We start from the raw sequence: 13024 nt of genomic DNA on the forward strand, positions 1-13024 counted from the left end.
TCAGGGTGCCTTGAACAGGGTCGGGAACCGCGGTGCGAGCCAGGGCTTGCGGCCCCAGGCGAGAATGCGACCGCGGGCGATGGCACCCCAAGGGTTGCAGCGGCCGAGCGCGATGAGCAGGAAGGTGACCGGCTCGATCTGGATGGTGCAGTCCGTGCGGCCCTCATCCCGCGGGCTCACGGCCGCCGCGCCGTCGGTGAAGGTCACCGTGAAGCGTGTCCCGCCGCGCAGCCGGATCCCGAAGCGGGCGGTCAGGCCGGCGGCGGCCGCATCGACGACATGCGGCATGACCGTGAACATGAACGGCAGGGCCAGTTCGGCCCGGGCGCGGTCGACCATGTGCGGCCGCCCGACGGCACGGGCGAGGTCGTAGCCGTGGCCGAGCATGTGCGTGAGCAGATACGAGCCGAAGACCGCCATGTCCATGGGGCCGAGCGGCGTGGCCACCGTTTCCTCGGCCGCACGCCGCTCGGCCGCGGCGAGGAACACATCGGCCTGCGCCACGATCATGTCGGCCAGCGGGTCGCCGGCGCGCTCGCCGAACCGGGCGAGCGCACGTTCGTTGGCCGCCGCCAGACTCTGGGCCGTCCCGTCACCGTGACTGCGCTCGCGGCCCGACGCGACGTCCGCCATCAGCTCGTTGGCCTGTGCGAGATGGGCCGCGGCCTCACCGAGCGTCCACGTCGAGCCGGGAACCGGGCCGCCGGTGTCGGTACGACCGCGCAGCAGTGCCGCAATCTCCGTCGCAGTCTTGCGTATCGCATCGGCGAGACCGGGAGGCAGGGCGCCTCGTACGTCTCGGGCAGGCGTTGCTTCCACGTCCGGCTCCCCACTCTTCGCCAGGGAGGATTCCACCGCCCCGGTCTCGACGGTCGGCCTGCCTGACGCAGGTCCGACGGATCCGTGAAGGATGACAGGAGGCTCAGCGGGGACCGTCACCGGGCGGGCCTGGAGCAGGCGCTGGGGTCGGCACCCCGCTGCGCGCCGGGGCTCAGGCCGACAGCACTCTCAGTACGAGCGCGGCGGCGGCCAGCAGGGTGAGGATGACGGGCGCCGCGATCTCGAAGTCCTTCGCGCGTACGTGGGTGATGACCGCCCCGATGAAGTAGAGGACCACACCGGCCGCGGCGGCGGCACCGATGAAGGGCACCGCGAGACCCACCAGGAGCCCTGCGGCGCCCGCGGCCTTGAGCGCGGCAAGCCTCGGGAACCACGAATCGGGCACGCCCACCTTGGCCATCGAGGCCGTGACGGCCTCGTTGCGCGTGAAGGTCAGTACGGCTGAGGCACCGAGAGCCAGAGCGAGAAGGATGCCGACTGCCGCGTAGGCGATGAACATGACGTACTCCAATGTCTTCAATGATGGAAGGTCGAATATCATTGAAGCGTATCAATGATTTATCGATGTCCACAATGGAGTCCCTGATACGGTATGGGTATGGCAGCTCAGGACGGGGTCACCCAGGAACCGGCGGGGTCGCCCGCATCGCCCGGCGACCCGGACCACCGCCTCGGCTTCCTGCTCGCCTATCACGGCGGCATCACCGAAACCGTGATCCGCAAGGCCCTCGCGGCCACCGGGCTCTCTCCCCGGAAGACGATGACGCTCCTGCAGCTCGCCGACGGGCCCGTCACACAGAAGGCCCTCATCGAGAGGCTCGACGTCGACCCGAGCGTCCTGGTCGCCCTGCTCAACGATCTCGAGGGTGACGATCTCGTACGCCGCAGGCGCGACCCCGCCGACCGCCGTCGGCACATCGTGGAGATCACTCCCGAAGGGACCTCGCGGCTCCGGAAGTCGGACATCGCGCTCGACACCGTCGAACGGGAACTGTTCGCCGACCTGTCCGAACGCGAGCTCACGACTCTGCGTCGGCTGCTGGACAAACTGCGGACCTCTCCGGAGGACTTCAGCTGTACGGAGGCATGAAGCGGCCGAGGGCACCGTTCACCGCCCCCGTCGAAGGCCCGTGCCACGGGGTGCACGTTGTCCCCTGCCCGTCGAACGGCCGCTGGGAAGCGACACGTTCGACCTGCCTTCGACCTGCGTTCACCGATCGTTCCCGCCGATCCCTTCGGCGCTCCCGACGATGCCCTCATGACGCACATGACTCGTGTCAGGGCCTCCTCCACCGCCCTGGCCACTGCCCTCCTCGTCGGCCTGGCCGCCCCCGCCGCCACCGCCGCCGGCCACTCCTCCTCCGGCCACGAGCGTTCTTCCCACACGCGCATCCCGTTCAGCTCCGCCGAGGTGACGGCGAACAAGGACGGCTCGTTCACCGTCGAGTGGGCGGCCCCCGGTATCCGTCATGTCGCCGTCCGCGTGGACGGCCGCACCGTCGCCACCGGCGGCTCCACGGGCAGGGTCACGGTGCGCGGGCTGCCCGCCAAGGACCGCCAGTGGTTCGATCTCACCCCCGCACACGGCGGCTCCCTGCGTCTCGCCGACCGACTCGTACAGCTCGAGGGCGCCGTCAACTTCCGTGACGCGGGCGGCTATCGCACCGCGGACGGGCACTGGGTGAAGATGGGCGAGATCTACCGGTCCGACGCCCTCGACAAGCTCACCGCAGCGGACCTGGCAAAGCTGCGGCGCCTGTCCATCCGGACGGTCTACGACCTGCGCACGGAATCGGAACGCGGTGGCGCCCCCGACCGCGTCCCCTCGGGCGCCACGCACGTCGTCGCCGATGTGCTGGCCGGTTCTCCGGGCTTCACCACCATGCCGACGACCGCCGCAGAAGCGACCGCGATGATGGTCGAGGGCGAGAAGTTCATGGTCAGCGGCGACACCGCCGCGTCGGCCTATCGCACGGTGTTCTCCGGAATCGCGGACGACGACGCGCACGGCGTCCTGTTCCACTGCACCGCGGGCAAGGACCGTACCGGCTGGGCGAACGCCGCCCTCCTCACGGCGCTGGGCGTACCCCGCAACACGGTGATGGCGGACTACCTCGCCTCCAACGACTACCGTGCCGAAGCCAATGCCGCAGCGCTCGCGTCCATGCCGCCGCAGCAGGCGGAGGTCTACAAGCCGCTGCTGGACGTCCGCGCCGAGTACCTCAACTCGGGATTCGAAGAGGTCACTCAGGCGTTCGGTTCCTTCCGGACGTACGAGCAGCGCACGCTCGGTATGAGCAGCAAGGACCTGCACGACCTGAAGCGGGACCTGCTGGTCGGCTGATCCGCCGGGCGCCCGGTGCCGGTCCTGCCCGGACCGGTCCGGTGTCCGGGCACCGGAGGACGCCCGGTGCCGCCCGACGGATGCGCACCCGCACAAAGTGCGGACCGGTCTGGCGTTTCGACGTGCGCGGCAGCTCCTTCGTGGGCGACGGTGGACCCGCCCCGGTATCTGCGGGCCACGGCACCCGTCCTTCTGAGGAGACTCCCATGAACCTGACCATCGAGGTCATTCCCGTCCCTGTCACCGACATGGACCGCGCGAAGGAGTTCTACACCGTCAAGGCCGGCTTCAAGCTGGACCTCGACGACGAGGTCGCCCCGGGCATGCGCATCATCCAGATGACGCCGCCCGGTTCACGGTGTTCGATCGCGATGCTCGAAGGGATGCCCGCCGCACCCGGTATGAAGCAGATGGCTCCGGGCGCGCTGCAGGGCATTCAGCTCTGCGTCACGGACATCGAGGCCGCACGCGAGGGCCTGGTGAAGCGTGGTGTGGACGTTTCGCCGATCCGTCACGTCGGCGCGACGGGCTGGGAGGACGGCAAGGGCGACACCTGGAACTCGTTCATGTCGTTCGAGGACCCGGACGGCAACGGCTGGGTGGTGCAGGAGGCCCCCTCGGAGCTCTCGGAGCGCTGAGCGGCAACCTTTCGGACAACGGCGACCACTGTCTTCCTGTAAGCCGCCGGCCAGGAAGAAGGAACTCGTATGCGTGTCGTCAGCATGTCCACGGTAGTGGTGCTGAGTGCCGTGCTCTCGGCGGTGGCGGTACCCGCCGAGGCTGCCACCGCCTCGACTGCCATCGTCGTGGCCGTGGACGGGGACGACTCCGCCGCCGGCACCCTCGACCACCCCCTGCGGACCATCCAGAAGGCCGTGGACAAGGCGCGCCCCGGTGACACCGTCGCCATCCGGGGTGGCACGTACGCGCTGGTGGACAACATCACCATCACCACGTCGGGCGAGGCGTCCCTGCCGATCTCCCTCGGCGCGTACCAGGGTGAGCGGGTCGTCATCGACGGGGAGCAGCTGCCCGCGTCCCACACACCGGTCGGCGGCAGCATCCCGCGCGCCGAGCGCGGTGCCATCCACCAGGAGGCGTCCCACTGGCGGGTGTCGGGCCTGGAGATCGTCAACGGTCCGTACGGCTACTACTGCGACGGCTGCGACAACAACGTCTTCTCCCGGCTCACCACCCGCGACAACTACGAGACCGGCTTCCAGCTCCAGGGGGACTCCAGCGGCAACCAGATTCTCGGCCTCGACAGCTACGGCAACCGCGACCCGCGCAAGAACGGCGAGAGTGCGGACGGCCTGGGCATCAAGGAGGGAAGCGGAACGGGCAACGTCGTGCGCGGCGCGCGCCTGTGGAACAACGTCGACGACGGCTTCGACGCCTGGAAATTCGCGTCCCCGATCCTGATCGACAGCACGATCGCGTACGGAAACGGGCTCAACCGCTGGGACTTCCCCGACTTCGCCGGCGACGGCAACGGCTTCAAGCTCGGTGGCGGGACGCCGGCGCCGGCGATGGGCCACACGCTGCGCAACTCGTTCGCCTTCAGGAACGCGAAGCACGGGATCACCGACAACGGCAATCCGGGCGCCCTCGCCCTGACCGGCAACACCACGTTCCGCAACAGCGGCACAGGCTTCGACGCCGACACCTCCGGAGCGGTCGCCGTCCTCACCCGTAACCTGTCCGTTGCCGACGGCAAGGCCGCCGCCGTCGGTGCGAAAACCGTCGCCGACGGCAACTCATGGAACCTCGGCGGTACATGGAACGAGGCTTCGGTCCTGAGCACGGACACGGGCGCCGTCACCGGGCCACGCGCGGCCGACGGCTCCGTCCCCTCCGCCCCGCAATTGTTCGTCCCCCGCAACGGAGCCGCCGTCGGCGCGCGGATGTGACGGGCCCGGGCGGGAGCGCGTCAGGACGCTCTCAGGACGCCTCCACAGCGGCCTTGATCCGCTGTCCGAACGCGGGGGCGTCCTTCCGTGCCCCGGCGACGGCGAGGCCGACCAGGAGCTTGCCCAGGCGGTGACCTTCGAGTTCGTTGAAGATGCGCACCCTGGTCCTGCCGTCCGCGAGGGCCTCGAGGTCGTAGCCGCCCTCCCGGGCCGTCACGAGGTTGCTGGACAGCTCGTTCCACCGGATCCGGGTCGGTGCGACGAACTCGCTGATCCGGAACTCCCTCCGGGTCGTCATGCCGGCGTCCTTCACCGTGCTGCGGAACACGGTGCCCACGGCGGTCGGACCGGCCGGCGTCCTGGAGATCTCCTGCACACGCGGGCTGAACTTCTTGTCGTTCTCGCCGTCTGCGAGAAAGGCGAAAACCTCTTCGACAGGCCGGTCGACCTCGACCGTCGCCTCGAACTGAGCCATGGGTACTCCTCGTCACTGGCGGGCGCAGTGCCCGGGGGGCATCGCTGGGGCGTACCCCGGGTGCATGGTGCCTCTCGCCACCCGCGGTCCGCCAGCGCTCGGCGGCCGGAACCGTACGTCCGGCCGGGCCAGGAGGCCGGTGACAGCGTCCCGCGACGGCGGATGGGCGGGTCAGAGGAGAGTACTGCGAATGGGTGGCCCCGACGGCAGAAACAGCATGGCACTTCCGGCGCGGCGGGAGGCTCTGCCCGCTCGCCGGTACACGCGGGTTCTCCCCCTGCCCATCTCTTCGGGGATGACGGTAGAACGACGCCGAGCCGCGGTGCGGCCCGGCGAACATGGGGTTCCGCCGGGCCGCCCGCTGCTGCGGGCTGTGGGCTACTCGTCGATCGCGGCAGCGTACGCGGCGTCCACGGCCGGTGCGCCGAGCGAGCCGGCGCCGTACGTCCACGATCCGGCGGCGGTGATCCCGCCGGATCCTGCCGAGAGCACCCACACCACACCGTCGCCCGTGTTCTCGCCGGGGGCGGAGGCCAGCAGACCGAAGCGGCCGTCCCTGTTCGGGTCGGTCAGCCTGACCTGGCCGCCCCAGCGGTCGCCCTTCTCCGCCGCGCCCGGAATCCGGGCGGAGTTCTGGTCCCACGAGGCGGCGCCGGTGGCGGTCAGGCCGGCGGCGGCTCCCCGCAGCACCCACACCGCTCCCGCGTCCGTGACCGTGCCGATGTCCTCGCCGGCCGCGCCCACGGCCACGTCGGCGTAGCCGTCGCCGTTGGTGTCGGCCACGGACAGATCGGTGCCCCAGCCGTCACCGCGCTCGGCCGTTCCTGGCACGCCGGCCGAGTCCTGTGTCCACCACTGCGGCGGGCTGCCCGCTCCGTCGACGCCGAGCGGGCCGTCCGCGCTGCCGTGGTAGACACCGACCAGGCCACCGCTCAGGGTCTCGCCACCGTCGTCGGGGCTGTTCGGCTCGCCGGTGACGAGGTCGTCGTAGCCGTCGTTGTCGATGTCTCCGGACGCTGCGACGGGGCCCCCGCGCAGGTCGCGCTCGTACACCAGTCCCTCCTCCTGGCCGGAGAAGAAGGACGACCAGCCGTAGCCGGGCTCCGCTCCCCCGGTGACCCCGGAGACGATGAGGTCGGCGAGACCGTTGTTGTCGTAGTCGCCCGTGGTCAGGGACTTGGGCAGGATCTGCCGCTCCTGCGCCCGCGCGGCGGGGCGGTTCCGCTCAGTGCGTCGCAAGGGCGCCTTGCCGGCCTTGGACGCCGAGTCGTACGCGTACAGGTGGAGCTCGTCGCGATCGAGTACGGCAAGGTGGTCACCCGGGATCTCGGGGCTGAAGCGGGCCGCCGCGAGGGCGCTGCCGAACTTCTTCCCGGAGGCGGGCTCAGCTGCATCCAGCCAGTCGCTGGCGGCACCGGTCAGCCCTTGAGGGGAGCCCCACAGGACGGTGAGGCGACCGGCGTCGGCGGCGGTCCCGAGGTCCTCTCCCGGAGTACCCACGATCGCGTCGTCGTAGCCGTCCGCGTCGAGGTCACCGGTCGCAAGGGCAGCGCCGAACCGGTCACCCGTCTCGGCGGATCCGGCGACTCCGGATGTGGACTGGCTGATGAGCGCGGCGCGGCTCGTGCCGATGCCGGCCGACGCGCCGTACTGCACGGTCACGTATCCCGCGCTCCTCTTCCCGCTGACGGTCCCGCCGGGAGCGCCGACGAGGACGTCCTCGTAGCCGTCGCCGTTGAAATCGCTGTTGCGGTCACTTGCGTGCGTTCCGCCGGGGGTACCGGCGTGAGCAGTGGGTGCGGCGATGACCGCTCCCGCCGAGAGGAGAACTGCGGCCGCGGCAACGGCGGCCGAACGGTGTGTGCGCACGAGCGGCTCCTTGGCTCAAGGACGACCGGGCAGGCGCCGGGAGGATGTCCGGAAGGGCCCGTTCCTTCCTGGCGCCTTGTTTGACCGCGCGTGAGGCAGAAGGGTTGTACGGCGAGGCGCCCGCACGTTGCCAGGGCCGCCTCGCCGTTGCGGGAGGTCAGTGCGCGATGTTGTCGATCAGCTCGCGTGCGCCCTGACGCAGCAGGGCGACGGCCACGGAGGTGCCGAGGGTCGCCGCGTCGAGAGGGCCTGCCCACTCGTGCGCGTTGAGCACCGTCTTGCCGTCGGGGGTGAACACACAGGCGCGGAGGGAGAGATCTCCGTTGCGATGGGCCGTGGCGTAGCCGGCGATCGGCGAGTTGCAGTGGCCCTGCAGGACGTGGAGGAACATCCGCTCCGCCGTGGTCTCCCGGTAGGTATCGGGATGGTTGAGGCCGCTGACCGCTTCGATGGTGGCGGTGTCGTCCTCCCGGCACTGCAGGGCGAGGACTCCGGCGCCGATCGGGGGGCACATGGCGTCCGCTGTCAGGATCTCGGTGATCACGTCGTCACGTTCGATGCGCCGGAGCCCGGAGACGGCCAGGAGGAGGGCATCGGCCTCGCCCGCTTCAAGCTTGGCGAGGCGCCTGTTGGCGTTGCCCCGGAAGGGCACGCAGTCCAGATGGGGGTGTGAGGCGGCGAGTTGGGCGACGCGGCGCACGGAGGAGGTACCGATTCTCGTTCCGGGCGGGAGCTGGCCGAGGGTGAGTCCACCCGGGTGGACGAGGGCGTCACGGATGTCGTCCCGCTCGAGGAAGGCGGCGAACGTCGTGCCGGCCGGCAGCGGCCGGTCTGCGGGGACGTCCTTCACGCAGTGCACGGCGAGGTCCGCCTCGCCCGCGAGCAGAGCGGCGTCGACCTCCTTCGTGAAGGCACCCTTGCCTTCGACCAGGGCGAGGTCGCCCATCCACTTGTCGCCCGTCGTCCTGACCGGGATCACCTCGGTGGCGGTGGCGGGATGGAGCGCCGCCAGTTCGGTCCGGACGCGTTCGACCTGGGCCAGGGCCATGGGTGAGTCGCGGGAGACGATGCGGATCAGCTCAGGGGCGGACATGTCGTTCACGATAGTGCGCCGGACTGGAGCCGCGATGGTCCGCCGCAGGAACACTGGCCACGGGTACCGAATCCTCGGGGAAACGGACGAGCCGTCAGGCGATTTCCAGCCGCTTTGAAACGGCTCTCCAGGCACAGTCGTTGTGCGCATGCCCGCTCCGGAAGCCCCGGTGATACGCGCGGACGATCTCTGCCGACCCTCCGACCAGGGACACTTGAGGTCCTGGCGTGACACGCACCTCGCCTTCGCATGCCTCGACGCCGGAAAGCCGGGCGGATTCGACGCCCCACAGCCGCAGTATCTGGCCGATTCACCTCCGTGCGCCGCCCCCTCACTCCCCCGAGGACTGTCAGCGCCACGACGAGATCCCTAGCATGACCCCTCACGGCTACGAGAATTCTCTCTTTGACCTGGCGAGGGGCTGGATGAGCAACGGGGACACCTCCATTCCGAAGAACATCGACGTGAACGTGCCGAGCGTGGCGCGGATGTACGACTACTACCTGGGCGGCAAGGACAACTACCCGGCCGACCGGGTTGCCTGCGAACAGCTGCTGGAGGTTGTACCGAGCACCAAGGTCCTCGCCGTGAACAACCGGCGGTTCCTCCGGCGTGTGGTGCACCACCTGGCGTCCGAGTACGGGATCCGGCAGTTCATCGACCACGGATCCGGCCTGCCGACCCAGGACAATGTCCACCAGGTCGCCCAGCTCGTCGACCCCGAGGCCCGGGTCGTGTACATCGACAACGACCCCATCGTCCTGGCCCATGGCAAGGCGATACTCGAGGAGAACAGCCGGACCGCCGTCATCCAGGCGGACATGCGTGACACCGAAACGATCTTCGAGCACCCCGAGGTCACCCGCCTGATCGACTTCGACGAGCCCGTGGCCGCTCTGTTCGTGTCCGTCATGCACTGCATCCCCGATTCGGACGAACCCGCCGCGCTGGTACGCCGGGTCGCGGACCGGCTGGCTCCGGGGAGCTTCCTGGTGGTGTGCCAGCTCGTGAGCGAGGACAAGGCGACCCGCGACTTCGTCACGGACTTCATGGCGAAGAGCACGGGCAACCGGTGGGGGCGGGTGCGCCGGGAGGAGGACGTACGTGTCTTCCTGGAAGGGCTGGAGGTGCTGGAGCCCGGCCTGGTCGAGGTGTCGACCTGGCGCCCCGACTCGGATCTGGCGCCGAAGCAGGAGACACAGGAGTGGATCGAGTTCGGCGGCGTCGGCCGCAAGTGGTGACGTGACGGGCCCGCCCGCCGTTCCACCGGCTCCGCTCAGGTGTAGCGCCTGAGCGCCTGCCCCAGCAGGTGCCGGCTCTCGACGGGGCTCGGGGACTGGGCGCTGAGGGAGTCCAGGATCCACCGATACTCGTCGGTGCTCTCCGGCTTGTTCACGGACGTGGCGTTGGTCAGGTGCTCGATGTAGGCGACGTCGGGGAGTCCGCTCATCGCGAACCGCAGGTACGTGATGCCGTTGCCCGGCGACGTATGGGCGGTCACATCGAACGGGGCGACCTGCACGATCACATTGGGCAGTTCGGTCATTTCCAGCAGATGGGCCAGTTGCTCACGCATCACGCGCGCTCCGCCCGTGGGCCGCATCAGGACCGCTTCGTCCAGGAGCACCCAGAGTTTGGGTGCATCGCGACGGTGCAGCAGTTCCTGTCGCTTGAGCCGCAGTTCGACGCGCCGCCTCGTCGTCTCCTCGGGCTCCATGGCGTGCCCCGAACGCACCACGGCGTAGGCGTAGTCAGCCGTCTGCAGGAGCCCCGGAATGTAGTGCCCCTCGTAGGTCCGGATGGACGCGGCCGCCTCTTCCAGACCCACCAGTGGCTCGAACCAGTCCGGCAGAACATCGGCGTAGCTGCGCCACCAGCCACGCTGTCCGGCCACGCGCACCAGTTCGACGAACTCGGTCGCCCGGTCCGGATCGCTGACGCCGTACAGCGCCAGCAGGTCGACGGCGTCGCGTTCCTTGCACGGGGAGTGCCCCGTCTCCATCCGGCTGATCTTCGCCGTGGAGCAGCGAATCCGGGCGGCGGCGGCGTCGGGGGTGATGCCCGCCTCGCTGCGCATCCCTCGAAGCTGGGCACCCAGAACCAGACGCAGAGCCGTGGGACTTGACCCTGCGGCCGGGGTGGGCGCCGGCTTCGGTGAAGGCTGCAGCGGTTTCGTTCCGGGCATGCGGGCTCCTGAGGGCGGACGTCTCAACGCCAGTGTGCCATCAGGGAGTCCCCGAAGGACCGGGTCAGCACGAGAACATGGCGCGCTTTCAGCCGATCACGCTGTCGAAGTCACCGTCCCTGACGCCTGCGAGGAAAGCCCGCACCTCGGCCTCGGTGTAGACGAGCGCGGGCCCTTGCGGGTGCCTTGAGTTGCGCACAGCCACGTCGCCGCCGGGCAACAGGGCCATCTCGACGCAGTTTCCACTGGGGTTGCTGTGATGGCTCTTCATCCAGGTCACATCGGTGAGGGAGTCGGCGGGGACGCCGTTGTCAATGTGCTGCATGCGGTGCACTCCTTGTGCGGCAGTTGCTCGGACCACTCCTGGCGCGCGGCCAGGGCCCGCACCGGGTGAACAGTTGTCCCCTGCTCACACCCGGGTGTGCAATTTCGGATGCAATTGCACGGAGGCGCGGACGGCGAGGATACCAGTGGGCGTCCGACCCCCTTGGCACCACCGATCGGCTTTCACCGGAGGGTGATCAGCGCTCATGCATGCGGAGAAGGCACCCCCTCGCGGAGAGGGCGTCGAGTCGTCGGATCTGGCCGAAAGCGATAGCACCCGTCGCCCGAACCGGGCGCGGGACCTCGGCAGCGGGACAGCCGGATTCACCACTCACAGCCTGGCCGCCGATGCCGAAAGTCTGCAGCGGGCACGGTTGTTCGTCCGCGACGCACTGGACCGGTGGGGTCTGCGGTCCTGCTCGGACGAGGTCGCGCTCGTCGCCGGTGAACTGGTCAGCAACTGCGCGACGCCGACGAGTCGTGGGAACGCGGCCGGGGCCTGCGCATCATCAACGCCCTGACCAGTTCGTGGGGTTGGTCCCTTCCTACGAGCGCCGGCAAGACCGTCTGGGCGCGGATTCCCGTTGACCGGGGGCCCTCCTTGGGGCCCGGCGCCGTCCGGCCCGGCTCGGCCTGATCCGACCGGCCCGGCGGGCACCGACGAGATCCGGCCCGGTCGGGTGGGGCCCGATGCGGTGGAAGCCGGCCGGGAGGGCCGGAGTTGCCCTCCCGGAGCAGAGCCCGGGTCCTGGGAGCTACAGGCCGACGAGCGCCGTCCAGGCCTCGGCCAGTACCGCGTGCCCGAGCGGGGTCGGGTGGACGCCGTCCCCGGCGATGTACTCGGCTCCGCCCGCGGTCCGCGCGGCCTGGTTGAGCAGACCGTCGGCGGCCAGCAGCGTGGCGTCGAACTCCTCGGACAGACGGCGGACCGCATGGATCCGGGGGTCGAGGTCCTCGCGCCAGGCCCACTGCTCGGCCGTCACCGGCACCAGGAAGGGTTCGACGAGAATCAGCTGCGCGTCCGAACCTTCCCGGATCTGCGTGAGCATGGTCCGGTAGTCGTCCTCGTACGAGGACAACGAGGTGACATCACCCGAGTCGTAGCGGCGCCAGGTGTCGTTCACGCCGATCAGCACGGACACCACGTCGGGCTCGAGGTCGACGGCGTCCTCGCGCCACCGGGCCCGGAGGTCCGAGGTCCGGTCGCCGCTGATCCCCCGGTTGATGAAGGTGATGTCGCTCTCCGGCCGCGCGATCCGTACGAGATCGGCGGCCAGCCGCGCGTAGCCCCGGCCCAGGGGGTGGCCCGGGTCGATCGTCCGGCCCGCGTCGGTGATGCTGTCCCCCTGGAACAGGACGGTGGCTGAGGCGTGCAGGCTGATGGTCACGCAATGCTCCGAAGGGTGAAGGACGCCGAGGCGCGGGGCGCCCTGTCCACCTTGCGATGGCGGCAGCTGCAACCTGGCAAGGACTTCGCCTCCGGAGCAGCCCGCTTCCGTCCACCGGGACCGTAGGCGCCGGGTCGAGAACTACCGGAAGGACGCGGGTGCGCGTACCGCACTGAAGTCGAGCGCCCGGTCCACCTCTCGCAGGGTCTGCTCCGCCACCCGTCGCACCTCGGCGGGAACGTCGCCCTGTTCCTCCACGAGGCCGGCGTAGATCGGCGCTTCGGATCTGTCTACGAAACTCACGGCGAATTGCCCATCGATAGGTAATGCCCGCCAATCAGCGGAAACGGGAGCAGAGTCTACGCGTCCCCCTCCGGCCGCCGCGGGGCGCATCGGGGATCGGACGCCACGCCACGGAAAAGCGCTTGTCGGCAGGCCGTGCCCGCTGCCAGGATGATCACACCGAAGGGGTGTAGCTCAGAGGCCAGAGCGCCGGTCTCCAAAACCGGATGCCGCAGGTTCGACTCCTGCCTCCCCTGCTCGCTCAGTACCTCCCCCGGCCCCCCCGCCCCCCGGAGCTAGCTGGCCCAGCAGCC

At 69.8% G+C, this 13024-nt stretch carries 15 protein-coding genes and 1 tRNA gene; 7 read left to right on the top strand and 9 right to left on the bottom strand.

Annotated features, from left to right (window positions below):
• Both ACFW9O_RS26390 and ACFW9O_RS26395 read right to left on the bottom strand, forming a co-directional pair.
• Positions 1 to 819 (bottom strand): maleylpyruvate isomerase family mycothiol-dependent enzyme, encoded by an 819-nt coding sequence (locus ACFW9O_RS26390; protein ID WP_384612672.1) that lies wholly within the window; start codon positions 817 to 819, stop codon positions 1 to 3.
• Between the two features lie 172 nt (positions 820 to 991).
• Positions 992 to 1360, bottom strand: coding sequence for a DoxX family protein (locus ACFW9O_RS26395; RefSeq protein ID WP_384612674.1), 369 nt, complete (start codon positions 1358 to 1360; stop codon positions 992 to 994).
• Between the two features lie 78 nt (positions 1361 to 1438).
• Between ACFW9O_RS26395 and ACFW9O_RS26400 the strand changes: the two genes are divergently transcribed.
• The 4 genes from ACFW9O_RS26400 to ACFW9O_RS26415 all read left to right on the top strand — a co-directional run bounded on the left by ACFW9O_RS26400 (position 1439) and on the right by ACFW9O_RS26415 (position 5094).
• Positions 1439 to 1930 carry a MarR family winged helix-turn-helix transcriptional regulator gene (locus tag ACFW9O_RS26400; RefSeq protein ID WP_351174745.1) on the top strand — a complete coding sequence of 164 codons (492 nt, stop codon included), beginning with the start codon at positions 1439 to 1441 and terminating at the stop codon, positions 1928 to 1930.
• A 168-nt stretch (positions 1931 to 2098) separates the two neighbouring features.
• On the top strand, positions 2099 to 3184 hold the full coding sequence (locus tag ACFW9O_RS26405) for a tyrosine-protein phosphatase (protein ID WP_384612676.1): 1086 nt from the start codon (positions 2099 to 2101) through the stop codon (positions 3182 to 3184).
• Between the two features lie 206 nt (positions 3185 to 3390).
• Positions 3391 to 3822 carry a VOC family protein gene (locus ACFW9O_RS26410; RefSeq protein ID WP_351174741.1) on the top strand — a complete coding sequence of 144 codons (432 nt, stop codon included), beginning with the start codon at positions 3391 to 3393 and terminating at the stop codon, positions 3820 to 3822.
• 69 nt (positions 3823 to 3891) lie between these two features.
• Positions 3892 to 5094, top strand: coding sequence for a right-handed parallel beta-helix repeat-containing protein (locus ACFW9O_RS26415; protein WP_384612678.1), 1203 nt, complete (start codon positions 3892 to 3894; stop codon positions 5092 to 5094).
• Between the two features lie 31 nt (positions 5095 to 5125).
• On the opposite strand, the gene ACFW9O_RS26420 is transcribed toward ACFW9O_RS26415, so the two are convergent.
• The 3 genes from ACFW9O_RS26420 to hemC form a co-directional block, all read right to left on the bottom strand.
• Positions 5126 to 5569 carry an SRPBCC family protein gene (locus ACFW9O_RS26420; protein ID WP_351174738.1) on the bottom strand — a complete coding sequence of 148 codons (444 nt, stop codon included), beginning with the start codon at positions 5567 to 5569 and terminating at the stop codon, positions 5126 to 5128.
• Between the two features lie 378 nt (positions 5570 to 5947).
• Entirely contained in the window at positions 5948 to 7438 is a 1491-nt protein-coding gene (locus tag ACFW9O_RS26425) for an FG-GAP repeat protein (protein WP_384612680.1), read from the bottom strand.
• A gap of 157 nt (positions 7439 to 7595) precedes the next feature.
• A complete protein-coding gene (hemC, locus tag ACFW9O_RS26430; RefSeq protein ID WP_384612682.1) occupies positions 7596 to 8531 on the bottom strand; it encodes a hydroxymethylbilane synthase in 936 nt (311 codons plus the stop codon).
• Positions 8532 to 8956: 425 nt separating this feature from the next.
• Here hemC and ACFW9O_RS26435 point away from each other — a divergent pair, with 425 nt between their 5' ends.
• Positions 8957 to 9772 (top strand): SAM-dependent methyltransferase, encoded by an 816-nt coding sequence (locus tag ACFW9O_RS26435; protein ID WP_351174732.1) that lies wholly within the window; start codon positions 8957 to 8959, stop codon positions 9770 to 9772.
• 35 nt (positions 9773 to 9807) lie between these two features.
• On the opposite strand, the gene ACFW9O_RS26440 is transcribed toward ACFW9O_RS26435, so the two are convergent.
• Positions 9808 to 10716, bottom strand: a complete 909-nt coding sequence (locus ACFW9O_RS26440; RefSeq protein WP_384612684.1) for a helix-turn-helix domain-containing protein — start codon at positions 10714 to 10716, stop codon at positions 9808 to 9810.
• A gap of 88 nt (positions 10717 to 10804) precedes the next feature.
• Positions 10805 to 11041 (bottom strand): DUF397 domain-containing protein, encoded by a 237-nt coding sequence (locus ACFW9O_RS26445; RefSeq protein ID WP_329204306.1) that lies wholly within the window; start codon positions 11039 to 11041, stop codon positions 10805 to 10807.
• 205 nt (positions 11042 to 11246) lie between these two features.
• Here ACFW9O_RS26445 and ACFW9O_RS26450 point away from each other — a divergent pair, with 205 nt between their 5' ends.
• Positions 11247 to 11561 (top strand): hypothetical protein, encoded by a 315-nt coding sequence (locus tag ACFW9O_RS26450; protein WP_384612686.1) that lies wholly within the window; start codon positions 11247 to 11249, stop codon positions 11559 to 11561.
• 234 nt (positions 11562 to 11795) lie between these two features.
• On the opposite strand, the gene ACFW9O_RS26455 is transcribed toward ACFW9O_RS26450, so the two are convergent.
• Both ACFW9O_RS26455 and ACFW9O_RS26460 read right to left on the bottom strand, forming a co-directional pair.
• The gene (locus tag ACFW9O_RS26455; protein ID WP_384612688.1) at positions 11796 to 12428 is read right to left on the bottom strand and encodes an SGNH/GDSL hydrolase family protein; all 633 of its coding nucleotides are present in this window, start codon (positions 12426 to 12428) and stop codon (positions 11796 to 11798) included.
• A gap of 141 nt (positions 12429 to 12569) precedes the next feature.
• Entirely contained in the window at positions 12570 to 12731 is a 162-nt protein-coding gene (locus ACFW9O_RS26460) for a hypothetical protein (protein WP_351174722.1), read from the bottom strand.
• Positions 12732 to 12894: 163 nt separating this feature from the next.
• On the opposite strand from ACFW9O_RS26460, the gene ACFW9O_RS26465 reads away from it, so the two are divergent.
• A tRNA-Trp gene (locus ACFW9O_RS26465) sits at positions 12895 to 12967 on the top strand.
• Positions 12968 to 13024 lie beyond the last annotated feature (57 nt).

The sequence above is a fragment of the Streptomyces sp. NPDC059499 genome, assembly GCF_042749285.1.
GTDB lineage: Bacteria > Actinomycetota > Actinomycetes > Streptomycetales > Streptomycetaceae > Streptomyces.

Excerpts from the sequence above, each read along its gene's own strand:
- ACFW9O_RS26445 (WP_329204306.1), bottom strand. The coding sequence starts at position 11,041 with ATGCAGCACATTGACAACGGCGTCCCCGCCGACTCCCTCACCGATGTG.
- ACFW9O_RS26405 (WP_384612676.1), top strand. The coding sequence starts at position 2,099 with ATGACGCACATGACTCGTGTCAGGGCCTCCTCCACCGCCCTGGCCACT.
- ACFW9O_RS26410 (WP_351174741.1), top strand. The coding sequence starts at position 3,391 with ATGAACCTGACCATCGAGGTCATTCCCGTCCCTGTCACCGACATGGAC.
- ACFW9O_RS26415 (WP_384612678.1), top strand. The coding sequence starts at position 3,892 with ATGCGTGTCGTCAGCATGTCCACGGTAGTGGTGCTGAGTGCCGTGCTC.
- ACFW9O_RS26450 (WP_384612686.1), top strand. The coding sequence starts at position 11,247 with ATGCATGCGGAGAAGGCACCCCCTCGCGGAGAGGGCGTCGAGTCGTCG.
- ACFW9O_RS26400 (WP_351174745.1), top strand. The coding sequence starts at position 1,439 with ATGGCAGCTCAGGACGGGGTCACCCAGGAACCGGCGGGGTCGCCCGCA.
- ACFW9O_RS26420 (WP_351174738.1), bottom strand. The coding sequence starts at position 5,569 with ATGGCTCAGTTCGAGGCGACGGTCGAGGTCGACCGGCCTGTCGAAGAG.
- hemC (WP_384612682.1), bottom strand. The coding sequence starts at position 8,531 with ATGTCCGCCCCTGAGCTGATCCGCATCGTCTCCCGCGACTCACCCATG.
- ACFW9O_RS26435 (WP_351174732.1), top strand. The coding sequence starts at position 8,957 with ATGAGCAACGGGGACACCTCCATTCCGAAGAACATCGACGTGAACGTG.
- ACFW9O_RS26440 (WP_384612684.1), bottom strand. The coding sequence starts at position 10,716 with ATGCCCGGAACGAAACCGCTGCAGCCTTCACCGAAGCCGGCGCCCACC.